Raw genomic sequence first — 24390 nt, 5'->3', positions numbered from 1 at the left:
ACCCCGCGGCACTCGCCCCACCCTGCTCACGACACCGCAATCAACTGCTGGGCACCGTGTCCTGGAAGGTCGTGCCCGCCGAGCGGTAGGCGTTCACCTTCGTGGCGACCTGCGCCGGGGTGAGGACCTGGTCCTTGATGTGCAGGACGTAGTCGACCTGTTGGTCGTACGACCTCGCGGTCGTGCTGGTCTGGCCCGCGAGGTCGATCAGCCACTGGTTGAAGTTGATCGACATCGGCCGCTCCGGCAGGTAGGCGGCATCATGCGTGCCGAACAGCTGCCCGTCGATGTAGTACTTGATGGAGCTGCCGTCGATGGTGAGCACCAGGTCGTGCCAGCCGCTGAAGCTCTGCCGCGACTCGGTGTGCTGGTTGACGGCCTGCCACGGGTCCGGGTTGTAGGTCTCCCAGGACGTCGTGTAGAGGATGTTGGCCGGCTCGCCCCAGCCGCCGTTGGGGAGGTACTCGAAGTCGTACTCGGCGTAGTTGTCCGCCATCGGCGCCGTGAGGTCGTTGATGGTGAAGAACGTCTGGACGAGGCGGTCGCCGTCCGGTCCCGACCTGGGAGCGTCGCTGAACTTGACGCGGGCCGCGTAGGTGCCGTTCTTGAACTTGGTCGCCTTGGTGAGGACTTCGGTCTGCTCGGTGGTCGCTGCGGTGCCCGCGGTCGAGGTCTCCAGGTTCATGATGGAGTTGCCGCCGGTGGTGGAGAACGTGACGTTCTCCGGGGCCCAGGTGGCTCCGGGCACGCCGGGTCCGCCGGAGTTGGAGCGCACGTTCCAGCCGTTGGCGGAGATCCTCGGATCGCTGTATCCGCTGTAGTTGAAGTCGTCGAACAGCGTGGCGCCGCCCGCCGGAGGATCGGTCGGCGGGTCGGTGGGCGGATCCGTCGGTCCGTTGCCCGCCGGTGCCGTGCCCCACAGTGTGGTCCCCGCCAGCTGTGCCGTGATCTTCGACCAGGACCCGTACGACGTCTGCGCGGCGCCGAAGGAGTAGTCGTCGCTCTGGTTCAGCGGCTGCCACGACGACTGGTAGAAGCGCAGCTGCATGTCGCCGGTGTCGGTGCCCGCGGCGAGTGAGCCGGCGCCGGAGGTGAAGCCGATCTCGAGGTAGCGGTCGGCGGTGGCAGTCGGGCTGGTGAGGGTGCCGAAGGTGCCCGTGACGTTGGCGCAGCCCTTGACCGCCCAGGAACAGGCGAAGCGGTAAGTCGCGCTCGCCGAGTCCGCCTTGAAGTAGTAGCGGACCTTGACGCCGCTCAGCTGCACGCTGCTGTCGCCGGTGTTCTTCACCTTGATCCAGGGCTCCGCCTGGTCGGCGCTCGCACCCGTCGCGCTGGTGCGGTACTGGACGTTCAGCCCGGCGGTGGCCGCGCTCGCGGTGGCCGGGAGTGCGGCGAGTCCCGCCGCGCCCAGGGCCACTGCCGTGGCGGTGGCCGCGGCGGTGCGCAGCCGGTTCTTCGCGAATCTCATCGTTTTCCTCCAGAACGGTGGGGGGATTACCTGCGGATCGCGCTGTCGGTGCTGCCGCGGTGCTGTGCTGGAACCGCGGGGTCAGGGGTGGTGGCGGACGTCGAGGGCGTCGAGGCGTTCCATGTGCGTGTCGAGGCGCGCCTCGAAGTCGGCCCAGTCGGTCGCGCCGCTCCAGCCGCGGTCGGCGAGCGCGCACAGCCGCGGAAACGTGAGGTATTCGATGTGCGCGGGCGTCGTGACGAACTCGGTCCACAGCTGGGTCTGCGTGCCGAGCACTCGCGCTGCCTCCTGGGCGTCGGCCTGCTCGGGGAGTGGGTCGTGGCCGTGTACGGCGCGCAGGTCGACGACGCCTCCGGGCTGGGCCTGCGGCTCGCGGGGGTCGGCGGACTGGGCGTAGTCCAGATAGGTGGCCCGGTGGTAGGCGCTGATCACGGGGTGACCGCGGCGCGCCGCGGCGAGTGTGTGGCCGGGGTCGCGCCAGGTCATCGCGGTGAAGTCGAGGGGCAGTTCGGTGCCGGTCTCGGCCCAGGCGAGGGGGTGGCGGCCGTGCCGGACGAGGAAGTCGCCGATCCGGCCGAGGAACCAGCCGTGAAGTGCTTCGGGGCCGGACAGCCCTTCCGCGGCGGCCCGTTCACTTGCGGCCACGCTTCGGGTCCACTCGGTGGTGGGGCATTCCTCGCCGCCGATGTGGATGTGCGGCGAGGGGAAGACGTCCATGACCTCTTCGAGGACTCCGCGGCAGAAGTCGAGGACCTGGTCGTGAACGCCGAAGACGGTGTCGCACACGCCCCACCGGGTCCACACGTCGAGGCTGCGCCCGGGACTGTTGCCCAGCTCGGGGTATGCGGCGAGGGCCGCCCGGACATGGCCGGGCATCTCGATCTCGGGTACGACGGTGATACCGCGGTCGGCCGCGTATGCGACCAGGGCGGAGAGTTCGGCCCGCGTGTAGGCCCCTTCGTGCGGGATCCCGTCGTAGGTGTCGCTTCCCGCCGGCCCCTTCATGGACTGGGCGCGGTGGCCGCCGATCTCGGTCAGCTTGGGGTAGGCGGCGACCGGCATGCGCCAGCCCTGGTCGTCGGTGAGGTGCAGATGGAACACGTTCATCTTGTGCAGGGCCAGCAGATCGACGTACCGGCGCAGATACGACACGGGCTGGAAGTGGCGTGCGACGTCCAGCATCGCGCCCCGCCACACGTGCCGTGGGACGTCCGTGATCTCGGCGCAGGGCAGGAGCCATCGCGTGCGGCGTTGCGAAGTCTCCGACAGGGCCTGAGCGGGCAAGAGTTGACGGACTGTCTGGATGCCGCGCAGCAGCCCGGTGAGGTGCGCGGCGCGCAGCAGCACGGCGTTCGGGCCGACGGTGAGCCCGTACCCCTCCTCGCCGAGGCCGCCGAGCTGTGGGTCGAGCGTGAGGACGAACTGTCCGTCGTGGGAGGGCCGCAGGGGCAGTCCGGTGGCGGGGGCGAGCAGGGTGCGCAGCAGGTCCGCGGCCGGTTCGGCTCCGGCGCTGATACGGAGGGTGGTGCCGGCGTCGAGGGTGAAGTGGCCGGGCCGGAGCGCGGCCTTGGCGGGGCGGGGTACGAGGTCGGGTTCGGGGTGGTGTGCGGGCACTGGTCGGCCTCCGGAGTGGGTCGCGTGGGGGACGCTCGGGGTCAGCCCTTGACGGCTCCGGCGGCGAAGCCGGAGGTGACGTGGCGCTGGAGCAGCAGGAACACCACGAGCGCGGGGAGGGCGAAGAGCGTGGAGGCGGCCATGGTGGCGCCCCAGTCGGTGCCGAAGATGTTCTGGAACGAGGACAGCCACACGGGCAGGGTGCGGTTGTCCTGCTGCTTGATGATCAGGAAGTTGGCGTACGTGAACTCGTTCCAGGCGGTGATGTAGCCGAACAGCGAGGTGGCCATGAGCCCGGGGGCGAGCAGCGGGAAGGCGATGTGCCGGAAGGCGCCGAGCCGGGTGCATCCGTCGACCTGGGCGGACTCCTCGAGTTCCGGCGGGATGGTGGCGATGAAGCCGCGCAGCACGACGATGGTGAACGGCAGCGTCATCATGAAGTAGACGAGGGTCAGGGTCGGCAGCCGGTCGAGCATGTCGGTGTCCCGGGAGATGATGTAGACCGGGATGATCAGTGACTCCCAGGGCGCCATCTGGGCGATGAAGACCATGAGCATGAACTGCCGGCGCCCCTTCCACCTCATCCGGGCCACCGCATAGGCGGCGCCGAGCGCGATGAGGAGGGCGAGGAGCACGGCGCTCAGCGTGACGAGGATGCTGTTGCGCCAGAACAGGCCGAAGCCGTCGGCACCGACGGCGGTGCCGAAGTGGTCGAGCGTCCAGGACTCCGGGAGGAACCGCGGGTTGTCGGACTGGATGTCGCGGGTCGGGGTGAACGCGGTCGCGACCATCCAGTAGACCGGGAACAGACAGACCACGACCGTGACGACGGCGGCGACGTTCAGGGGCAGACGGCGAATACGGGGCCGGGTGCCGCGCGGACGAGCCGTGTTGATGCGAGTCGTGCTCATGCGAGCTCGTCCTCCTGGCGGAACATCTGGCGGAAGTAGAAGACGAGCACGCCCGACATCAGCACGACGGTGACCATGGAGGCCGCCGAGCCGAGGTCGTAGCGCTGGCTCGACAGAGCGGTCTGCACCGCGTACACGGGCAGGATCGTGGTCGCGTCGCCGGGCCCGCCGTTGGTCATCACCCAGATCTGGACGAACGCCTTGAACGTCCAGATCACTTCGAGCGAGAACACGAGCATGAAGATCGGCCGGACGATCGGGAAGGTGATGGAGCGGAAGATCCGCGGGCCCGACGCTCCATCGAGCCGTGCCGACTCGTACAGCTCGGTGGGCACGGTGGTGAGGGCCGAGTAGAGGGTGATCGCCGCGAACGGCACCGACTGCCACACGATGAGGGTGACGATGATGGCGAAGGCGGCCGGCCCGTGCGCGAACCAGGGGTAGCGGTCGAAGGACGAGAACCCCAGGTCGGTCAGGACCGCGTTGACGATGCCGAACTCCGAGTGGAACAGCCACTGGAAGACGGTGGTCGCCGCGATGACGGGCATCGCCCAGGTCAGCACCAGCGCGCTGAGGACCGCGGTCCGGCCGAACCGGCCGAGCCGCTCGATCATCAGCGCCACCAGCGTGGACAGCGTCATGATCAGTACGACGTTGATCGCCATGAAGACGAAGGTGCGGCCCACGACCTCCCAGAAGCGGCTCTCGCTCAGCAGCGTCCGGTAGTTGTCGAGTCCGACGAAACGTGCGTTGCCCAGGATGAGCTGGCGCAGCCGGAAGTCCTGCAGTGAGATCACCACGGCGCGGACCAGGGGATAGACGAGCAGGTAGAGCGTGCCGAGGACGGCGGGCGCGATCAGGACGTACGGCCAGATCCCGCGGCTGCCGTCCTTCGACGGGCGGCGCGGTCCCGAGCCGGTGGAGCGCCGGGGCGGCCTGGTGCCGAGCGGGGGGCGGGGGGCGGTCTGTTCTCGGACGGCGGCCGACACGGCGCTCCTCCTTCCGAAGCGTGGACGGTGACGGTTCAGGAGCCGGAGTTCAACGCGGTGGTGATGGCCTCGGACGCCGTGGCGGCCTGCTTCTTCGCGTCGCCGCCGGTGAGAACGGCGGTCATGTAGTCCTTGATCGGGTTCTTGGCCTCGACGGCGGCCCAGCCGGGCGTGTTGGGCGTGGCGTGGCCTTCGGCGGCGCCGACCGCCATGGCCGCGGCGCCCGGGTCGGAGGCGACCGCGGAGGCCAGGGTGGTCTTGTTCGGGACGTAGCTCATGGCGACGGCGAGCTTCTTCTGCCAGGTGTCGCCGGCGAGTTCCTTGATGAAGGTGTAGGCCGCGTCCTGCTTGCCGGAGGCGGTGGGGATGACGAGGTCGGAGCCGCCGGTGAAGACGGCGCCGGGGGTATCGGCGGTCTTCCCCGGGATCGGGAAGAAGCCGAGCTTGCCCTCCAGCTCGGGGTTGTTCTCGATGACGGTGGTGGCGCCGCCGGGAGACGAGACGACCTGGGCGACCTTCCCCTTGGCCATGACGTCCGCCTGCGGGGGGTTGGCCTCGTCGGCGTCCTTGGGACCCTTGCCGAGGGCCTGGAGCTGCTTGTAGAACTCCATCCCGCGGATTGCCTCGGGCGCGTCCAGGCTGCCCTTCCACTCGCCGCCGGACTCGGTGGCGAGATCGCCGCCCTCGTCCCAGACGAAGCCCGCGAGGGTGTACCAGTTCTGGCCGGGCAGATAAATGCCCTGGGTGCCGCCGGAGTTGAGCTTCTCGGTGGCGGCGATCCACTGGTCGCGCGTCTTGATGGCGGCCGCGTCTATGCCCGCCTCCTTGAAGAGGTCGGTGCGGTAGATGACCACGCGGTTGGCGGCGTAGTACGGGATGCCGTACTGCTTGCCCTCGTAGGCGCCCGGCTCGGCGAGGCCCTTGAGCCAGTCCTTGCCGCCGAGTTCGTCGACCTTGTCGCTGAGGTCGAGCAGCCCCCCGCTCTGCGCGAACTGGGCGACCTGGGTGTTGCCGGTCTCGATGACGTCCGGAGCGTCGCTGCTGGCGAGGGCCGCCGTGACCTTCTCGCCGATGCCGTCCCACTCCTGGATCTGCACCTTGACCTTGATGTCCGGGTGAGCGGTCTCGAAGCCCTTGACGAAGTCCTTCTGGAACTGGGCCGAGACGCTGTCGCGCATCAGCCAGACGTCGATCGTCGTCTTCCCGCCGGCGGAGGCGCCGTCGGACGTGTCGGAGGAGCTGCTACAGGCGCTCAGCCCGGCGGTCATCAGGAGCACGGACAGGCCGGCAAGCAAGCGGAGCTTCACGGTTCACCTCGGAGGAGACATGACCAAACCACCTGACCAGTGAAGCCCACTGGACAGCTTACCTCTTGCTGGTCGTTGAAGGTGGCATAGACCAATGAGGCCGTCAACCCTTCCCGCATCAAAGGCTGTTGACCTGCATACCTGTCGAGATGCGCTGACCTCACACACGAGAGCGACTACACTCCTGTTGACCAGCAGGCCACCCGAAAGGGTCAGGCAACAGGTCAACTGGTCAAGGGAATCCGCACAAGAGAGGGCACACCATGAACGCCGACGCACCAGGGGCGGTGCTCAAGCGGGAGCGGGTCCGCGACTTCATCCTCGAGCTCATCGAGTCACATCGACCGGGGGACGCGATTCCCTCCGAGCGCTCGCTCTGTGCCCGCCTGGGAGTGTCCCGCCCGACGCTGCGCGCGGCCGTCGACGAGCTCGTCGCAGCGGGCCTTCTGGTACGGGAACACGGCCGCGGCATGTTCGTGGCACCGGAGAAGATCACCCAGGAACTCGTGTCGGGCCAGCAGAGGCTGACGGTCCCTCAGGCCTCGGGAGCCTGGTCGAGCCGACTGCTGGAGTTCACGACCATCCAGGCGGGAGCGCGCGTGGGCCGCAAGCTGCGCATGTCCCCGGGCGCCGACATCGTGTACGTGGCACGGCTGCGTCTGGTCGACGGCGCCCCGATGGCCATCGAGCATCTGCACATCAGGGCCGACCTGGTCCCCGATCTCTCGGCCCAGGAACTGGAAGAGGGCGATCTGTACGAGCATCTGCGGGAGCAGCACGGGGTGCACGTCCACGAGGCGGTACAGGCGATCGAGCCGACCGTGGTCACACAGGCCGAGGCCGAACTCCTCGACGTGCCCGAGCTGTCCCCCGCGCTGCTCTTCGAGCGGCTCACCACGGACACCGCGGGCCTGCCCGTCGAGTACGTGCACTCCATCTACCGCGGCGACCGCTACCGCATCGTCTCCCGGCTCACCCTGGGTTCGTCGGTCGCGGCCTCCCCGGCCCGGCTCGGACACCACCCGGGAATCCCCCCGGGCGATTTCACACACCGCGACCCCGTCGCCGCCTCCACCAGCGGGGACATCCAGTCGGCACCCTGACGCCGCCCGGGGCCGGGCGAATCACCGACGCTCAATTCATGGCACGGTTCGCGCAGAAGGACATAACCCGACTCCTAGGGGCCCCTGGCGACGGCCAGTGCGCGCGATCGGACGCCAAAGCTACGGTCCGATGAAGCGGTCGAAGGACTGGGAACCAAGCTCAATGGCCATGATGCCGCGTGATCCGACCATGACCACTCGATGTGGGGGAAGGACCCTGGTTCGCCACAGGGGTGACCCGACTCGCACGTGGTACTCCTGTCCGCCCGCCAAGGACCACAGCCCTACGGAACACGTATGACCACCCGTGACGGCAATCGATCGCTCGCCGTAGTGAGCCAGGTCGACATCCGTCAATTCCATGTGGTGTCCGAGCTCCAGTTGGGCCTGGGTCATCAATGAACCGTCTTCGGCGCTCCAGACAGCCAATCGAGAGTAGGACCCGACTCCGACGACGATTGGTTCATGGCCCGAGCGGCCGAAGGAAACAGCCGTGATCCGGAATGGGTCTTCGATGCCCGTACGGGCGGAGAGAGCCAGATCCTCGAATCGCGCGTCATCGCCGGTCACGGTCCAGAGGCGTGTTTGGTATTCCTCCCAGTCCCACGTGACGAATCGCAAGGCGTCGTCCGGCTGCTCGGGAAGCGGGGCCACCACGAATCTGCCGGCGTGGCATTGAAGCGGTGACCGAACCGGCTCGCCCGAGGTCAGGTCGAAGAAGCCGAGCCGACCGCTGAAGGCGGTGGCGAGCAGCAGCGGCCGTTCACGCTCGATGACCGCGACACGGGCCCATTCTTCTTCCGCTGGAAGTCGGTGGTCGTACGACACTTGACCGTTCGGGAATCGTCGCAGCGCAAAGCGCCCTTCTGCGTCCAAGGTGACGAAGGACGTCGGATCACCAGGCACTGCCGCCGCACTGCGGTAGCGACTCTCGGCCGGAGATTCGAGTCTCGCAAGGACGTTGCCCATTTCCGTGTCGAAGATCGCGAACCCTCCGTCTGCGCTGAGCGCTGCGACGCAGTTGTCCTCCATTTCCCCGACACCCGCGACAACCAGGTGGTACTCGTTGGCCTGCGTTTCCGGCCAATCCGCTCGGCTGTCCCAGACACGTACAGCACCATCGCGTCCGCCCGTGACGACCCAGCGGGTTCCGTCCAGTTCACACTGAACGATGGACTCCACGCCGCCGTCGTGAATGGCAAGTCGCCTTGTTTCCCCCTGTCCTGATGGGCGAATGAAAACGTCCCCGTTCCAATCGCCCCAGCACCACAGATCGCTGTGATGACCGGCGATGAGAGTGGAGAACACGCCGGCTCCACCGTGATACGGATCGCCGATTGTCGTCCCTCGCACCAGATCCCATGCGATCACCTGGCCGGCCTGTGTCCCAAGAAGCAGAACTGGTCCGCCCTCCCCTTCCGCGATCGAAACCGTCCAGATATGCAGGTCGGCACGCCAACCGGATATCTCCACACTGGCTCTGAACGGCTCGCCGATCCGCCGGGCGGACTGCACGTCCCACGTGCTGACTTCGGCCTCCTCCGTGGTGACCACGGCTAGACATCGATCGCCCGCATTGCCCACCGCGAGTACTCGTTCCTGTTCTCCGAGAACAATGCGCGGAAGATCCAACAACCCGCCGTGCTCGGCGGACAGAATCTGGATGACGCCCTCCTCGCTGACGGTCGCGACTGCGGCGTCGCCCCCGATGACGACGGGCCAAACGCCATGCAGGGCACGCTGATCCGCGAGAACAGCCTGGCCGTCGGTCGCGTCCGGCACCGTACGCAGCAGACGACCGTCCTTGTGCAGCGTGATGACGGCGATGCCGTCACTCTGCATGAACGCAGCCATGTCGACGATGGCCGATTCGGGTTCGTGCACTCCGGACGCCAACGGCGCGCCGTCCCTGAGGAACCATGCCTGGACAGCCCACGCGCTCGCCGAGAGCACCACGGCTCCCCTCGGGTGCTCAACGGTGGCGAGGGCGAGGACGTAGTCGTCGTGGTGGCCGAGCATACGAGTCGCGACGAGGTCGTCCCAGTGCGCCCAGCGCACCGCCCAGGGACGGTCGGGAAACGCCGCGGCCAATGAGGCGGCCAACTCCTCGTCGCCGGCCATTCGCGCCGCCATCTCGAGGTAGCAGACACGCTCGTCCTCGGACGCCATGAGCAGTTGCTGTCCGACTCTCTGAACGGTGCGGGCCGCCCTCCGGCCCGACGGGGTGGACGCCGTCGGCAGAGCTGCCAGCAGGCGGGCAGGATCCATCGCGGCCAGGAACCTCGCGTCCCGCAGCAGCCTGTCGAGCACTTGGCCCTCGGCTGCGTGGAAGGGCAGGTACGTGCGCGTGTAGGCGTCGGCGTCCGCCCAGAGCAGCCCCTCGGCAGACGTCGCCCCCAGGCGCTCGAGAAGTACTTCTGTGAGACGCCGGTGGATCTCGGCTGGTGGACGCTGCCGGGCGCTGAGCTGGCGCAGGTGTTCGCCAAGTGCCTCGTGGAAGAGCCGGAACCGGACTCCCGATCCGCGTTCGGTGCGGTGCAGCAGGTCGATCGCCGTGGTGTCCAGAAGCAACCGGGTGACGTCGCGTTCCGAGTATGTGTCGGTGCCCAGTGCTGTGGCCGCGGCCGCCCAGGTTCGCGGGTCGTCGAAGCCGTCCCCCTGGGACCAGGCCAGTGCCATCAGCAGGTCGCGCAACCACGGTCCGCCTGGCTGCACGTCACGCAGATAGCGTTCCATCGCAGCACCGACGGTGGTGGGAAACGTCTCCTGCCAGCCCGCGCTGTTCGTATCGACGGGTTCGCTCGCTGCCATGAGGGACAGCGCGGTGAGCTGTGCCACCAGGAAACTGCGGCCGGAGCGAACCGCCACGGCAGCGCCGACCGATGCCGCGAGTTCAGGGCGGGACCGGTAGGGCGTGGGGATCTGCGGATCGCTCTCGGCGAGCATCGTGAGGCGGACGTACTCGGCGATGTCACGCCGGTCCAGATAGCAGGCCTCGTCCAGGTCGATGACTCGTGCCGAGCCTCCGAACAGGCGCAGCAGATCGTCCTCGCCTCCCGGACGGGTGCCGACGAGGAGGCGTATGCCCGTTCTGCCGGAAGCCGCCGCAAGGGGTTCCAACAGGTCGACGATGAGTCGCTGAGCGTCCACTGCCTCGTCGACCCCGTCCACGACCACCACGGTCGCCCGATGTTCCCGGGTCTCTCGGAGGTGGGCGAGCAGTCCACCGGCCGTCGACTCGTCGATGTTCAGCGCCCGTGAGATCTCAGCGGCGACCTCGTCGACCGTGCTGCCTCGCACGTGTACGGCGGCGCAGAGGGCGCCGATCTGCGGTAACGCCTGGTCCACCGCGATGGGTGTCTCACCACGTAGCTGGGCGTCGGCCAGGCTCACCAGCCGTCCGAGAACGGCCGACTTGCCTGATCCAGGCGCCCCGGTCACTACTCGGGATCGCGTGGTGTCCGTACCTTCGGTGTTGATCCACGCGGTCAGCTCGCTCAGGACCTGCACCCGGCCCGCGAAGTAGGAACCTTCCCGGAGGCTGGACGGTAGAACACCGCGCCCTCTCGGACGAAAGTGACTGCGCAGTTGCTCCGCACGTTCCGCGGCCGCACCCTCCTGCCTTTGCGCGAGAAGGAGTTGATGCTCGGTCTGCCGCGCGGCTCTTTCCCGAAGCCGGTCGACGATCGGCGGTACCGCGATACCGCTCACCACCGCCAGAGCGGTGAGAACGACCATGACGGGTGTGACTCGGTCGGAGGAGACCAGTCCGAGCACGGCCCCGATCGCGATCGCCACACCGGGTAGCAGGTGGCTCAGCAGCCGAACCGTCAGTGACCATCGGTTGTCGCGCCGGCGCAGTGAGTGCACAGCATCATTCGTATAGCCAACTCGGTCCTGTCGTACATGATTTCCGTCAATGAGCACCCAGTCCGGCAGAGCCGTGGATGCGGAGCCAAGGTCAGGAACCGGCAGGGACAGCGAAGATCAGGGGCAACCTCAGACGATCCGGTTGCACGCACACCAGGCCGGTGCGCCGGCCACCCTCTGGGGATGGCCATAGCGGACGGAGCGCCATTGAGGAACAGGAAGCTCGACCGTGGCTGGTCCACCGCCCTGGGCCACGCCATCCTTGCCGGCGCCCCGGTCAAGACTCGTAGCGGGCTTGGTTACGCGAGGGTGAGTGGCAGCGATGCTCCGACACTCGATGGCGTTCCGGACGAAGGGAAGGGGACGCCGTTGCCGTGGTCAACGCGCGGTGTAGACGGAGCTGCCCAGTCGTCGTTGGTGTCCTGGGCCGCGCCGAGCACCTTCCAGGTACCGGCGAGGCCGTTGTGGTCGAAGTCGCGCAGGGCATCCACGGTGAAGCTCACCCTGCACGTGGAGGTGGTCGGGTCGGCGGGCGACACCGCGCATGTTCCCTCCGGTGAGTACAGCGGCAGGATGCCATCGGCGTCGTCGGTGTTGGGGCTGTGCGACAGGTAGGCCCTGGACGCGGCAATACCCTCCACGTGATCGTGACGGTCTCTCTGGTGGTCAGGCCGAGCACGATGTCCTTGCCTTCGTTGACCACAATGTTCGAGAACATGGTGTCGTTGGAAGCGGCCTTGTCGGCTGCTTGGGCCGTGGCCGGAAGCACCGATGCGGAAAGGGCGATCGTCCGGAAAGCGACGGCGACGGCGACGGCCGGACACATGCGCATGAAGTCCCCTTCGAGACGCTGGGTTCACCGCCTGCCCGCACGGCGAAGCCTGATGGTGTGTCATCAGTGGCTAGACCCGTGAGGGACGGTCCCGGCTGTCCCGCTCTTCGGACCCATGGCCCGCATCCGCCGCTTGGCGGGGAGTCGGCCGGTACCCGCGTTGATCAGAGCTCTGAACTCCCACCGAAAGAGCGACCGAAGCCAGTGTCGAGCGCAAGGCTCCGGTACCTCGTCTTCGACGGCGACTCAAGCCGTCACTTTCACAACAGGCCCTGGTGATCGCTGCGGCGCGCCCCCTCGCACGGTACGGAGCGCGGACAGGCCGCCGCGGGCCCAGCAGGTCAGCTGTTCTGCTCCGACTTCGGCTTCGGCGCGGTGTCGCCCGTAGGGGCGGTGCGGAGCATGGCCCTGTAGAGGTCGTCGTGCGCGGGCGAGGCGGGGAGGGGGGCCCGAGCCGGGGTCCACGCTGCGGCGCGATCCCAGGCCGATCAACTCTCGCCCATCTACTGGGACTTGCACGCCATTCACCGCGACCAGGCCGATTGCGTCTTCAGAGGCTGACCCACACGTGATCGCCCGGCCAGGAGCACCACACTCAAGTCAGCCCAGCATCTGCCCACCGAGGACACGCCATGACCTACGCGTACGCGCGCGATCGCGGGATCACACCGCGAGAAGCGCGGTTACCGTTCGGAACGCATCGAGAAGATCCTCGGCAAGAACCTCGCGGACTACGCGGAGCGCGTCTGGACTTCTTGATACCGGCGTCAGAGGGGACCGGCCGTCGTGATCGGCGGCATTTCATAGCTGCCGTCGAGCAGCGCCGCGCCGGGCTGATAGGTGCGCAGGACCAGGATGAAGGAACCAGTCGGCGCCGGAAGCCAGTTGGCCTGGCCTTCCGACGGCTCGTCGTTCTGGATGAGCAGTTCGAGCGAGCCGTCGGTACCGTAGGCCAGGCCTGCGGTGCGGTCGCCGATCGAGTAGCGCTGGATCGGATTCTCCACGAGGCGCCAGTCCTGGCCGTACAGCGTGAGGGACCAGAACGCGTCGACCGGCGGCAGCTCACCGGGCTCGAAGCGCAGCGCGTAGCGGTTCGCCCCGTTCAGCGTCTGGCCGTCCGGGCCGCTCCGTGCGGTGAAGTACAGCGCTTCCTCGGACACATGCGTACCCGGGCCGTACTGGGTGATCGCGGCGCGGTACAGCGGGTCCTTGATGAAGCCGGTGATGCCGGTGGCGACCGTCCAGCCGTTGACGCCAACGGCGAAGACGTACTGGGTGATGCGCTTGTTGGCGTCGAGCGCCGCCTGGGCCAGGACGGGGACGGCGGCCGCGTTCCGCGTCGGCTTGCGTCCCGGACCGATGCCGATCTTCGCGAACCTGGCAAGCCGCGCCCGGTCACTGGGCGGCGGCGGGGCAGCCACCAACCCCTGGCACAGCTTGTCGAAGTAGGCGGCGCCCTGCGCGCTGAGGTCGAGGATGGGGAACTTGAGCGGCTCGTCGACCGCCTCCGCCGGGACGGCGCGCTCCGGATAGCAACTGAGCGGCGCCAGCGCGTACTTCGCCTGTACGGCCTTTGCCGCGGGCAGATCGGCTTCGCCCTCGACCAGCGTGCGGGTGAGGGCGAGCACCTGGGCGGTGGGCGCGGCGATGCGGGTCACACCGCGCGGCAGCCTGCCCCTCCAGCCTGGTGCGGTGAGCGCGTAGGCGCCGGCGCGGGTCCCTGTGGTGCGGCGGCCGATATAGGCAAAGGTGTTGGTGTAGACGTCCTGCAGCTGTATCGAGTAGTAGCGGTCATCAGTGTCCGGGACGATCACCACCTGCGGTTCCCTGGACAGATCCAGCCAGGCCGAGCCGAACAGGGTGTCGTTGTTCGGGCCGCCGGCCTTGGTGGCCGGCGTGGCAAGCGAGTTGGCGACGAACAGGCGGTTCACGGGGACCTTCTGCTCACGCGCGGACGCGAGATAGGTCTCCATCATCACCAGCGGGAAGCCCCATATGTACGCCTCCTGCGCCAACGCCGCCCGATCCGTGCCGGCCGCCGACACCGCTGACGCGGCGGGGGCCGGGACCCCCAGGGCGAGCGCCGCGGCTCCGGCAGGAGCGAGTGCCAGAAGCCGACGCCGGGTGAACTGCTGCGCTGCGAAAGCTTGTTCCGGCAACGAAGGGTCCTGCTGTGCACACATGGCGGGCTCCTCGGACTGACCGTGCTTGATCATGGATCGTGCACGGCACGGAGCCCTTGCGGGAGTCCTGGCGCGAACTGTTCATACGACTGCAGCAATGCCGGACGAGCCAATGGCGCGTGGCCCCTGTCGTAGCTCGGCATCCTGATCGAAGCCGCCATCCGCAGCCTCGGCAGGGGGTGCGGTACGCGGCATCGCGGTCCGCACCCTCGCCTCGTGTCACTTGGCAGCAGACATCAACTTACGAACGGCCGTCGGCGTTCCGTCATTTGTCCCGGCCCATCATGACGACCGCGATGACGGCATCCACGGAGTACGGATTGCGCCAGTTGTGCGGGGTGCCCAGCTGGGCGAACGCCTCCCCCGCCGACAACTCCGCGGACGTCCCGTCCTCCATCTCCAGCACGATCCGTCCGGAGAGGACGATCCCGACGTCGAGCGAAGAGGTCTGGTGGAACTCCGCGGGCGGCGGAGTGCCCGGGGTCTCGGGGGGCACGGTCACCGACCAGAACCGCACTCCCCCCGCCTCGGGGAAGAACGGCGACTCCACCGCATCGTCCCCTGATGTCGCCGCGTCACCGCCCGGCAGCACCCCGTCGGCCTCCCAGAGCCGGCTGAGGCCGCGCCCGTCCGGGACGGTGTTGACGGGCACGACGTTGTCCTTGGCGATCGTCGAGAGTCCCGTCTCCGTCACCCCGGTTTCGACCACTCGGTAGCTGCTCGGCAGCGACATCTCGTCCTGCTGCGCATGAGTCGGTGCGGATCCGGTCATGTGGTGCCTCCATGGTGAGTCAGGGCGCCTCCGCGGCGCACGATCGAGGACTGGTCTGCACCAGGCAGAACGGCGTGACCTCGATACATACGATTGGTATGTAGCGCCACGATAGGCCAGTATGGGAGGGCCTACAAAACACACATCCATGTCCGCTACCGAAGGGGGATGTCCGCAATGGACGACGTCGCGATCCAGAGGGAAACAACCGGGCTCCCAGGGCCCTGCGCCCGTATCCCGGTCGAGGACGCGGACTTCGTCCGCCAGATCATGGATCGGGTCGGGGACAAGTGGACGCTGATGGTGATCGCGACCCTGCAGGACGGCGTGATGCGCTACACCGAACTGCTACACGCCATCCCCGGCATCTCCCAGCGCATGCTCTCGCGCACCCTGGCCCAGCTCCACCATGACGGCCTGATCACCCGGACCGCCTATGCCGAAGTGCCGCCACGGGTGGAATACGCCCTCGCCCCGCTCGGCGCCAGCCTCAAAGACATCGTGGCCTCCCTGATCGACTGGGCCATCACCCACCATGCCGAGATCCGCCGGCACCGGGCCCTCACCGGGACAGCCGACAACCATTAGCGGGCCGCACCCACACGGTCGCTGCGAGCTGGAGCTGGAACAGTCGGCTACGACCGACCCGGGTTAGCGAGGTCCAACGGCTACAGCAGATCGCCGATGATTCATGTGCGCACCGACAAGTCCGCGACGGCCTTCGAAGCACGGGCCAATACCAGCCGTGGATCGCACTCTTGCCGCGTCAGCCGCTACTGCACTCGTGCCGCGCCCGGTCGCGGCAGCAGCTGCGGCCACCGCTCACACGCAGGCCAGTCGCCTCTCTGAGCTCCACCGCCGTAAGCGGTCAGGACTCGATGCATCTCACGGCAGGAGGCCCAGGCGGCGAGCGGCCACGACCGCTTCCAAGCGCGAGCGGGATCCGAGTTTGCGTGTCGCGCTGCGCAAGTAGCTCTTCACCGTCTCGACACCGATGCCGAGTTCGATCGCCGCGTCGGCGTTGCTTCGCCCGACGGCGACGCACGCCAGGACGTCCAGCTCCCGGGGAGAGAGCATCGGTGCGCGGGAAACTCCGGGGGCCGAATGCCCCGCGGCGGCGAGCTTTTCGCACGCGACATCGAACTGCTGCCTGGCCTCAGAATCTGTGAGCTGTCCCGCGAGGCTCCGCAGATCCGCGTACGCCTCTCTGACCAGCTCCCACTGGGGCGTCATCGGCCCCGGCGCCGGCTCCGCCGCAGCGGTCCGTTCACTCAACCAGGCCAGGCGCCGGGCCACTTCATCGCGTACGGCGAGTTCCTGTTCCAGGTCGCGGGCCGCGTCGGCCACCGCCTGTACGGCGCGGTCTCCCAGCGGCACGACCTGGCGGACCGCCCCGTACAGCACCCCGCGCACCGTCCGGCACACCACCACCGGCACCGCCACCATCGCGCGCAGGCCCTCGGCGGTGATCACCCGGTCGTAGTGGTGGCTGATCCGCTCGCTCGCGACGTAGTCGTTGACCGCCATCGGGCGCCGCAGGGCGACCACCTTGCCGCCGAGTCCCTGGCCGAAGGCCAGGCCGACGCCGCGCAGCGCGCCCTTGGTGACTCCGGCGAACTCGTCGAGCCGCACCTGCCCTTCGGCGGTCACCACGCCGCCGAAAGCGAGGCCCAGCCCGGTGGCGTCACGCAGCTCGGCCAGGGCCCGACCGATCAGCCTGCTGTCCTCGGCGACAGAGGTCGGCCTGGTGGTCATGACGCCTCCTCGAAACGGTGCGGCGCTGTCCGCGGCGCCCCCCTCATCCGGGGGTGCCGGACTCGGAGCGGTCCGAGGAAACATCGCGTTAACGGTACGCGCCGATCAACGCCCCCTTCAAGGAGCAAGATGACCAGTCCGGAACACCACATGGCGGACCTGCTCGCGATCTTCGGTTCGCCGACAGCGTGCACGGCGGAGCTGCTGTGCGACCGGCACCCGGCTGACGCCGTCGCGTTCACGCTCGTCGAACCCGACCTGACCGGCCGGAACCTCACGTTCGGAGAGCTCAAGGAGTCCTCGGCCCGGATGGCGAGCGCGCTGGCCGACCTGGGCGTCGGCCCCGGCGACCGCGTCGCCACGCTGATGGGGAAGTCCGCCGAGCTGGTCGTCGCCCTGCTCGCCATCTGGCGCCTCGGCGCGGTGCACGTCCCCTTGTTCACGGCCTTCGCGCCGCCGGCGATCGGGGTCCGGATCACCGGCAACGGCACCAAGGCAGTGTTCGTCGACGCCGACCAGCGTGCCAAGCTCGCCCCCTCCCCGGCGTTCCCCGCGGACGCCGGACGGCGGATCATCACGACCGGGCCGGCCGACGACGGGACGCTGGCCTTCGCCGACCTGATCGCGGCACATCCACCGCTGGAACACGCCGTGGCCGCGGGCGGCGACGCGCCCGTGATCGAGTTGTTCACCTCCGGCACGACCGGATCGCCCAAGGGCGTACCGGTGCCGCTGCGGGCCGTCGCGGCGTTCGCGATGTACCAGGAATACGGCTTGGACCACCGACCCTCGGACGTGTTCTGGAACGCCGCCGATCCGGGCTGGGCCTACGGCCTGTACTTCTCCCTCGTCGCCCCGCTCGCGCTGGGCCGCACCGCCGTCCTCCTGCACTCGGGGTTCAGCCCCGAGCTGACCTGGTCGGTGCTGTCGCGGTTCGCCGTCACCAACTTCGCGGCCGGGCCGACCGTGTACCGCGCCCTGCGTCACGCCGACACCCCGGTCCCCGAGAACCTGCGACTGCGGCACTGCTCGTCCGCGGGTGAGCCCCTCACGCAGGATGTGATCCCCTGGGCCGAGCGCACGCTCGGCGTGCCGGTCCTCGACCACTACGGCCAGACCGAACTCGGTATGGCGGTCGCCAACGCCTGGCACCCGGACCTGCGCGGCGAGGTGCGACCCGGATCCATGGGACGCGCCCTGCCGGGCTGGACCGTCGAGATCCTCCGACCGGACGACGACGTCCCCGCCGGGACCGGGGTAACCGGCCGGGTCGCCGTCGACTGCGCCCACAGCCCGCTGATGTGGTTCACCGGCTATCAGGACGCCGAGGGCCGCACGGCGGAGCGGTTCAGCCCCGACCGGCGCTGGTACTACACCGGCGACGTCGCGACGAAGGACGAGGACGGATATCTGTTCTTCGCCGCCCGCGACGACGACGTCATCCTGATGGGCGGCTACCGCATCGGGCCCTTCGACGTGGAGAGCGTGCTGGCCGCCCACGAGGCCGTCGCCGAGGCGGCTGTCGTCGGCGCCCCCGACGAGCTGCGCGGTGAAGTACTCGTGGCCTTCGTGGTGCTGCGTCCCACCGCCCGGCCCGGCGACGAGCTCGTCGCCGAACTCCAGCAAGCGGTCAAGACCGGCTTCGCCGCCCACGCCTATCCCCGTGCGATCCACTTCGTGCCCGAACTTCCCAAGACGCCGAGCGGCAAGACCCAGCGCTTCCTGCTCAGGCAACGGCTCCAGGCCGGTTCGGCGCATCCCACCACACACTGAGAGGCTCACTCCGTGGCCATGTTCCAAGAGGCGCCGCAGCGACCGGAGCAGTACCGCAGGTTCGAGCGGGAGACACCGGGCTGGTTCCGTGACGCCAAGCTCGGCATCTTCGTCCATTGGGGACCGTACTCGGTGCCCGCCTGGGCCGAGCCGACCGGGACCTCCGGCACGATCGACCCGGACAGGTTCTTCATCCACAACCCCTACGCGGAGTGGTATTTCAACACCATCCGCATCGCCGGCAGCCCCGCCGCGGAACACCACCGCGAGACGTACGGCGACACTCCGTACGACGACTTCCTCGACCGGTGGACGGCCAAAAACTTCGACGCCGCCGATCTCATGGAACTGGTCGCCGCCACCGGCGCGGGCTACTTCGTCCCGACGACGAAACACCACGACGGCGTCACCTTGTGGGACGCCCCCGGCACCGGCGACCGCAACACGGTGCACCGCGGACCGCGCCGGGACCTCGTCGACGAGCTCAGCGTCGCGGCCCGCGCAGCAGGAGTCCGCTTCGGCGTGTACTACTCGGGCGGCCTCGACTGGCATGCCGGGAGCACGCCGCCCATCGTCGACGTCGAGAGCTTCGGCGTGCGCCCGGTCGACCGGGCTTATGCGGACTATGCCCACGACCACGTGGCCGACCTCATCGCCCGCTATCGGCCGGACGTGCTCTGGGGCGACATCGAGTGGCCGGACGCCGGAAAGGCCGAGGGCCCCAAGAGCCTGGTGAGCCTCTTCGAGAGTTTCTACGCCGCGAACCCCGAGGGTGTCGTCAACGACCGGTGGGGTGAGACGCACTGGGACTTCCGGACGAGCGAATACCAGCACGGGGGCGCCGTCGAGGGCAGCGAGATGTGGGAGAACACCCGCGGCATCGGCTACTCATTCGGCTACAACCAACTGGACGACGAGAGCACCTCCCTCAGCGGACCCGAGGCGATCAAGCACTTCGTGGACGTCGTCTCCCGCGGAGGCAACCTCCTGCTCAACATCGGCCTGACCGCCGAGGGAACCGTCCCCGACCTGCAGCGGCGGACGCTCGTGGAACTGGCCGAGTGGAATGCCCTCAACGGCCCGTCCGTGTTCGGCTCGACCCCGGTGGCCGCAGAGCTGGCCAAGCCCGACGAGACGCCGTGGGTTCGCTGGACACGGACCGGCGACCGGCTCCACGCGTTCATCTGGACCACCGAGGCCGCACCGGTACTCACCGTGGACGCGGCCCGCGTGGACCCACGATCCACCCGCCTCGCCGACGGAACGCCGGCCCCCGCGCGGGTCACCGGCGAGGGTGTGGCCGTCGGCCTGCCGGTCACGGGTTCCCCCGTCCCGATCCAGGTGACGTTCGACCTGCGCTCCGCCTGACCCACGAAGAGAGGAAACGGCATGTCAGGGACCACACCTCCTCGCCCCAAGCCACCGCTGATCGCGCGCGCCATCTGGAAGATCCCGCTCATCGCCGGGCCGCGACTGGCCACGGCCACCGCCGCACAGCTGGAGAAGCAGCAGGAACGGACGCGGGCGAGAGCCGACCGGCTGGGGCCGTCGACACATCAGCGGGTCATCGACGGGCCCGCCGGTGACATCACCCTGCGCATCCACACCCCCAGCGCCGAAGCCCTGGACAAGCGCGCCGTCATCGTCCACTTCCACGGCGGCGGATGGGTGTCGGGAAGCCCTCGGGAAGCCGACTTCATCTGCTCGACGGTCACCGAGGGAACGGGCGCGATCGTCGTGTCGGTCGACTACCGCCTCGCTCCCCGAAACCGCTACCCGGCGGGACTCGACGACTGTTACGCGGCCCTGGTCTGGGTGACCGGGCACGCCGCGGAACTAGGCGGCGACGCGACACGCCTCGGGCTGCTCGGCGAGAGCGCCGGCGGCAACCTGGCCGCGGCCGTCTCCCTGCTCGCCCGGGACCGCGGCGGCCCGACGATCCGCCACCAAGGGCTCCTGTACCCGGCGACCGACGCCTCGATGACAGCACCCTCGCACCGCACGAACGCGAACGCCCCCTGGCTCACAGCCGCCGGCGTGCGCAACGCCTACCACCACTACCTGCCGGAGGACGCCAACCCCCTGGAACCGGGGATCTCCCCCCTGCACGCAGCCGATCACACGGGTCTCCCGCCCACGACGATCGTCGTGGCCGGCCACGATCCGCTCCACGACGAAGGCGCCATGTACGCCGAGCGCCTGCAGCAGGCCGGCGTCCCCGTGGACGTGTTCGACTACCCCCGCATGGTGCACGGTTTCGCGAACGTCCCCCATCTGTTCGGCGAAACAGCCGCCGCCCTGGGCGAGGTCGTGACGGCACAGCGCCGATATCTGACGTACTAAGGCGGCCCGGCCCCGGATTCCTCATCGTCAGGCGACCGGGCGATCAGCAAGGCGTCCGCCCTCCGACACCCAAAGAGAAACGATCGTTTGCACTGTGAGTTACGGAGTGCTACTTTCAGCATGAAACGCAAACGAACGTTTTCGTTTGGTGATGCCGACGCCTCGAAGCCTCTTCGGGCGCCGCCGCGCCGGACGGCGAGGAGCGCGTCATGCCAAAGTCGCCAACTACCCCTGTTCTCCCGTGCCACACGGATGTCCTGATCTCCGGGGCAGGCCCCACTGGACTGACCCTCGCGGCGAGCCTGGCCCAACTGGGCGTGGACCATGTGCTGATCGACCGGAACGCCGAGATCCAGCCCGGTTCCAAGGCTGCCGCCGTGCAACCGCGAACACTGGAGTACCTGGACCGAATCGGTGTAAGCGCGGACTTGGTCGACGGTGGAAAGAAGGGGCGCGGCTTCTGTCTGCACGACCGTGAAAGGGCGCTCCTGCGGACCAGTTACGACCGGCTGAGCACGCCACACCCCTACATGCTGCTCGCGTCCCAGCAGACCACCGAGGAACACCTGGCGCGGCGGCTGGAGGACCTGGGCGGCACTGTCCACCGAGGGCATCGGCTTCTCGGCTTCGCCCCGGACTTTCCCGGCGTCACCGCCACGGTCACCACGCCGGACGGGACACTGCGTGCGGTGTCGGCCCGGTTTCTGGTCGGCTGCGACGGCGTGCACAGTACGGTGCGCACCGCTGCCGACATCGGCTTCCCCGGGGACGCTCCTGAGCAGTTGTTCGCGCTCGCCGACGTACGTCTGAAGCCGGGATCGCAGGCGGCGGCGTCCGAGGATGCCACGTTCTTCCTGTCCGACGCCGGGCTGCTGCTCCTGTCCCCGCTCATGCAGGGACTGCACCGCCTGGTCGCACCGGTGCCGCCCGGCTCGGCCGCACCGGATGCGGGAGAAGTCGAAGCGTTGCTCGCCGCGCGCGGTCCCACGGGCGAGAGCGCGGCCGTGGACGAGGTCGTCGCGGCCGCCACCTACCGGGCCCAGGAACGGCTGGCCGAGCGCTTCCGCTCCGGGCCGGTCTTCCTGGTCGGGGATGCCGCCCACACCCACAGCCCGGCCGGAGGTCAGGGCATGAACACCGGCATCCAGGACGCCGGGAACCTCGCCTGGAAGCTGCACGCCGTCCTCACCGGCGCCGCACCGGACGAACTGCTGGACAGCTATCACCACGAGCGGCAGCCGGTCGCGGCCCAACTCGTCGCTTCCACAAGCCAGTTCGCCCGGATCGCCACCCTGGCCGACCCGGCCGCGGGCCGACGCCGCAACGCCCTGCTGTCCGCGGCGGCCGCCACCCCGGGCATCACCGACTGGCTGGCCGACGCCCTCGCCCAGCTCGACATCAGCTACACCCGCGAACCCGACCTCGGCGCCCCACGCATCGGCACACGCGTCTCACCCCTGACCGTCCCGCCGGACGGCCTGCGCTGGACCCTGGCGGTGCCCAGCTCCGGCGAGCCACAGCCCGACCACCAGGTGAGCCGGCGCGGGCCACTGACCGTCCGGCACGTCCCCGGCCTGCCGACCACGCTCCTCGTACGCCCCGACGGCTACCTGGCCGCTGTTGGAGTCCCGACGGACCAGAGCGACGTCACCGACCTTCTCGGCCAGTGCGTACCCCAGTAAGTCCCCCTGAAAGACAGCGAGTTCAAGGAGACACGGACATGACCCCTGCTACCTCTTCACCCACCCTCATCCGCCAGGTCGCCGTCTTCGACGGCCGTCGGCCGCAGCCGGTGCAGGACGTCCTGATCGACGGCACCGTGATCGCCGCCGTCGGCGCGGATCTGGTCGCACCGGCGGGAGCGACGGTCCTCGACGGCACCGGCCGCACCCTGCTGCCCGGCCTGATCGACGCCCACACCCACACCACCGACACGACACAGCTGCGTCAGGCGCTGATGTTCGGCATCACGACCGAACTCGACATGGGCGGCGCTCCCGACACCGCCCGACGGATGCGCGCCGCCGCCGACGAGCGGGACGACCTGGCCGACGTGCGCGTAGCCACCACCGGCGCCACCGCGCCGGGCGGACACCCCTGCCAGCTGGTCGAACTCGGCATGATCGAGCCCTTCCCCACCGTGGCCGGACCCGACGATGCCGAAGCGTTCGTCGCGGCCCGGGTCGCCGAGGGCGCGGACCACCTCAAGATCTTCATCGAGGACGGCACCGCCATCGGCAAGCCCCTGCCCCTCATGTCTCCGGAAACGCTCCTCGCCCTGATCAGGGCAGCCCACGATCGCGGGCTGCGGACCGTCGCCCACACCCTCACCCGCACGGCGGCACGCCAGGCGATCGCCAGCGGCATCGACGGCCTGGCCCACGCCCCCGCCGACGGCACCAGCGACCAGGCCCTGATCGAAGTGGCGGCGGAGAACGGCGTGTTCGTCGTGCCCACCTTGACCACGCTCACCGGGATGACCGCCACCCCGGCCGAGTACGAACTCGCCGAAGACCCCAGGCTGCGCCCCTACGCCGATCCGCAGTGGTTGGCGGACCTGGAGAAGATCCGCGCCATCGCCCCTGAACAGCGCGTCGGGCCCGTCGGGGTCGACCCTCGGCACGCCGCCGACGCCGCCGTACGGATGTTCCGCCTCGGTGTACCACTGCTCGCGGGCACGGACGGTACGAGCGGCCACGGGCACCCCACCACCCACGGCATCAGCTACCACGGCGAACTCGCCCTGCTCGTCGCCGCCGGCCTCACCCCGGCCGAGGCCCTGACCGCCGCCACCGCCGCGCCCGCCGACGCGTTCGGCCTCACCGACCGAGGCCGGATCGCCCCCGGACTCCGGGCCGACCTGCTGCTCGTCGACGGCGACCCCACTCGGGACATCACCGCGCTGCGCGACATCACCGCCCTGTGGCGTCGTGGAGCCCGCGTCGAACGCTCCGCCCACCTCGCTACGCAGACCCAGGAGTGACGATGAACATCGCCGGCACCTCCGCGATCCCGACGCCCTCGGGCATCCACCACATCAAGCTGCCTGTCACCGACCTGGAGCGCAGCGTCCGGTGGTACGCCGCGGTGCTGGGCGCCAGCCGTCTGACACAGCTGGACCACCGTCGCCCCGACGGCACTCTCTTCGCCGTCATCCTCGACGTCCCCGGGCTGGGCACCCGCCTGGAACTGCGCCTAGATCCGGCGACCGCGACCGCCTTGGCGGGGTATGAATTCCTCACCCTGGCCGTCGACGACCGCGCGGCCCTGGACCGTTGGATCACTCACCTGGACAGCCGCGGCATCACCCACTCGCCGCCGGTCGTCGCTCTGGTGGGCTGGGTGCTGGTCATCCCCGACCCCGACGGCCAGCGCCTGCGCCTCTACACCACCGCGCCCCACGGACTGGACGCCGACCGGATCGAGTACGACTCCCCCTGGCTCAGCACCGGCGCGGCCCGGATCTGACC

The 24390-nt window shown here is 69.0% G+C and carries 18 protein-coding genes; 8 read left to right on the top strand and 10 right to left on the bottom strand.

The window, feature by feature from the left end; translation table 11 throughout:
* Positions 1-40: 40 nt before the first annotated feature.
* From OG266_RS40330 to OG266_RS40310, 5 genes are all read right to left on the bottom strand, one after another.
* A complete protein-coding gene (locus OG266_RS40330; RefSeq protein WP_371551894.1) occupies positions 41-1468 on the bottom strand; it encodes a cellulose binding domain-containing protein in 1428 nt (475 codons plus the stop codon).
* Positions 1469-1549: 81 nt separating this feature from the next.
* Positions 1550-3082, bottom strand: coding sequence for a beta-N-acetylhexosaminidase (locus tag OG266_RS40325; protein WP_371551893.1), 1533 nt, complete (start codon positions 3080-3082; stop codon positions 1550-1552).
* A gap of 41 nt (positions 3083-3123) precedes the next feature.
* Entirely contained in the window at positions 3124-3993 is an 870-nt protein-coding gene (locus OG266_RS40320; RefSeq protein WP_371551892.1) for a carbohydrate ABC transporter permease, read from the bottom strand.
* The gene (locus OG266_RS40315) at positions 3990-4982 is read right to left on the bottom strand and encodes a carbohydrate ABC transporter permease (RefSeq protein ID WP_371551891.1); all 993 of its coding nucleotides are present in this window, start codon (positions 4980-4982) and stop codon (positions 3990-3992) included. The genes OG266_RS40320 and OG266_RS40315 overlap by 4 nt, the downstream gene beginning before the upstream one ends.
* 35 nt (positions 4983-5017) lie before the next feature.
* Positions 5018-6289 (bottom strand): extracellular solute-binding protein, encoded by a 1272-nt coding sequence (locus tag OG266_RS40310; RefSeq protein WP_371551890.1) that lies wholly within the window; start codon positions 6287-6289, stop codon positions 5018-5020.
* 263 nt (positions 6290-6552) lie between these two features.
* Between OG266_RS40310 and OG266_RS40305 the strand changes: the two genes are divergently transcribed.
* A complete protein-coding gene (locus OG266_RS40305; RefSeq protein WP_371551889.1) occupies positions 6553-7392 on the top strand; it encodes a GntR family transcriptional regulator in 840 nt (279 codons plus the stop codon).
* Positions 7393-7512: 120 nt separating this feature from the next.
* Here OG266_RS40305 and OG266_RS40300 read toward each other — a convergent pair whose 3' ends face one another.
* From OG266_RS40300 to OG266_RS40285, 4 genes are all read right to left on the bottom strand, one after another.
* Positions 7513-11262 (bottom strand): AAA family ATPase, encoded by a 3750-nt coding sequence (locus tag OG266_RS40300; protein WP_371551888.1) that lies wholly within the window; start codon positions 11260-11262, stop codon positions 7513-7515.
* Between the two features lie 299 nt (positions 11263-11561).
* Complete coding sequence (locus OG266_RS40295; RefSeq protein ID WP_371551887.1) at positions 11562-11903, bottom strand: hypothetical protein; 342 nt, start codon at positions 11901-11903, stop codon at positions 11562-11564.
* A 958-nt stretch (positions 11904-12861) separates the two neighbouring features.
* Positions 12862-14277, bottom strand: a complete 1416-nt coding sequence (locus OG266_RS40290; protein ID WP_371551886.1) for a DUF1254 domain-containing protein — start codon at positions 14275-14277, stop codon at positions 12862-12864.
* 265 nt (positions 14278-14542) lie between these two features.
* The gene (locus OG266_RS40285) at positions 14543-15049 is read right to left on the bottom strand and encodes a cupin domain-containing protein (RefSeq protein WP_371551885.1); all 507 of its coding nucleotides are present in this window, start codon (positions 15047-15049) and stop codon (positions 14543-14545) included.
* Between the two features lie 177 nt (positions 15050-15226).
* On the opposite strand from OG266_RS40285, the gene OG266_RS40280 reads away from it, so the two are divergent.
* Entirely contained in the window at positions 15227-15637 is a 411-nt protein-coding gene (locus OG266_RS40280) for a helix-turn-helix domain-containing protein (RefSeq protein ID WP_266470942.1), read from the top strand.
* A 297-nt stretch (positions 15638-15934) separates the two neighbouring features.
* Here OG266_RS40280 and OG266_RS40275 read toward each other — a convergent pair whose 3' ends face one another.
* Positions 15935-16804, bottom strand: a complete 870-nt coding sequence (locus tag OG266_RS40275) for a LuxR C-terminal-related transcriptional regulator (RefSeq protein ID WP_371551884.1) — start codon at positions 16802-16804, stop codon at positions 15935-15937.
* 129 nt (positions 16805-16933) lie between these two features.
* Here OG266_RS40275 and OG266_RS40270 point away from each other — a divergent pair, with 129 nt between their 5' ends.
* The 6 genes from OG266_RS40270 to OG266_RS40245 all read left to right on the top strand — a co-directional run bounded on the left by OG266_RS40270 (position 16934) and on the right by OG266_RS40245 (position 24388).
* Positions 16934-18577 (top strand): AMP-binding protein, encoded by a 1644-nt coding sequence (locus OG266_RS40270; RefSeq protein ID WP_371551883.1) that lies wholly within the window; start codon positions 16934-16936, stop codon positions 18575-18577.
* Between the two features lie 18 nt (positions 18578-18595).
* Positions 18596-19945 carry an alpha-L-fucosidase gene (locus OG266_RS40265; RefSeq protein ID WP_371553134.1) on the top strand — a complete coding sequence of 450 codons (1350 nt, stop codon included), beginning with the start codon at positions 18596-18598 and terminating at the stop codon, positions 19943-19945.
* Between the two features lie 21 nt (positions 19946-19966).
* Complete coding sequence (locus OG266_RS40260) at positions 19967-20920, top strand: alpha/beta hydrolase (RefSeq protein WP_371551882.1); 954 nt, start codon at positions 19967-19969, stop codon at positions 20918-20920.
* Between the two features lie 209 nt (positions 20921-21129).
* A complete protein-coding gene (locus OG266_RS40255; RefSeq protein WP_371551881.1) occupies positions 21130-22602 on the top strand; it encodes an FAD-dependent monooxygenase in 1473 nt (490 codons plus the stop codon).
* Positions 22603-22640: 38 nt separating this feature from the next.
* On the top strand, positions 22641-23903 hold the full coding sequence (locus OG266_RS40250) for an amidohydrolase family protein (protein WP_371551880.1): 1263 nt from the start codon (positions 22641-22643) through the stop codon (positions 23901-23903).
* A gap of 2 nt (positions 23904-23905) precedes the next feature.
* A complete protein-coding gene (locus tag OG266_RS40245) occupies positions 23906-24388 on the top strand; it encodes a VOC family protein (RefSeq protein WP_371551879.1) in 483 nt (160 codons plus the stop codon).
* Positions 24389-24390: the final 2 nt, after the last annotated feature.

This window comes from Streptomyces sp. NBC_00554, from assembly GCF_041431135.1.
Lineage (GTDB): Bacteria > Actinomycetota > Actinomycetes > Streptomycetales > Streptomycetaceae > Streptomyces.
Note: the sequence above shows the minus strand (reverse complement) of the source record. Positions and strands in the feature narration are given on the sequence as shown.

Bases quoted from the DNA above. Each gene is read 5' to 3' on its own strand.
- OG266_RS40330 (WP_371551894.1), bottom strand. From the start codon at position 1,468: ATGAGATTCGCGAAGAACCGGCTGCGCACCGCCGCGGCCACCGCCACG.
- OG266_RS40320 (WP_371551892.1), bottom strand. From the start codon at position 3,993: ATGAGCACGACTCGCATCAACACGGCTCGTCCGCGCGGCACCCGGCCC.
- OG266_RS40305 (WP_371551889.1), top strand. From the start codon at position 6,553: ATGAACGCCGACGCACCAGGGGCGGTGCTCAAGCGGGAGCGGGTCCGC.
- OG266_RS40290 (WP_371551886.1), bottom strand. From the start codon at position 14,277: ATGTGTGCACAGCAGGACCCTTCGTTGCCGGAACAAGCTTTCGCAGCG.
- OG266_RS40285 (WP_371551885.1), bottom strand. From the start codon at position 15,049: ATGACCGGATCCGCACCGACTCATGCGCAGCAGGACGAGATGTCGCTG.
- OG266_RS40280 (WP_266470942.1), top strand. From the start codon at position 15,227: ATGGACGACGTCGCGATCCAGAGGGAAACAACCGGGCTCCCAGGGCCC.
- OG266_RS40275 (WP_371551884.1), bottom strand. From the start codon at position 16,804: ATGACCACCAGGCCGACCTCTGTCGCCGAGGACAGCAGGCTGATCGGT.
- OG266_RS40270 (WP_371551883.1), top strand. From the start codon at position 16,934: ATGACCAGTCCGGAACACCACATGGCGGACCTGCTCGCGATCTTCGGT.
- OG266_RS40265 (WP_371553134.1), top strand. From the start codon at position 18,596: ATGTTCCAAGAGGCGCCGCAGCGACCGGAGCAGTACCGCAGGTTCGAG.
- OG266_RS40260 (WP_371551882.1), top strand. From the start codon at position 19,967: ATGTCAGGGACCACACCTCCTCGCCCCAAGCCACCGCTGATCGCGCGC.
- OG266_RS40255 (WP_371551881.1), top strand. From the start codon at position 21,130: ATGCCAAAGTCGCCAACTACCCCTGTTCTCCCGTGCCACACGGATGTC.
- OG266_RS40250 (WP_371551880.1), top strand. From the start codon at position 22,641: ATGACCCCTGCTACCTCTTCACCCACCCTCATCCGCCAGGTCGCCGTC.
- OG266_RS40245 (WP_371551879.1), top strand. From the start codon at position 23,906: ATGAACATCGCCGGCACCTCCGCGATCCCGACGCCCTCGGGCATCCAC.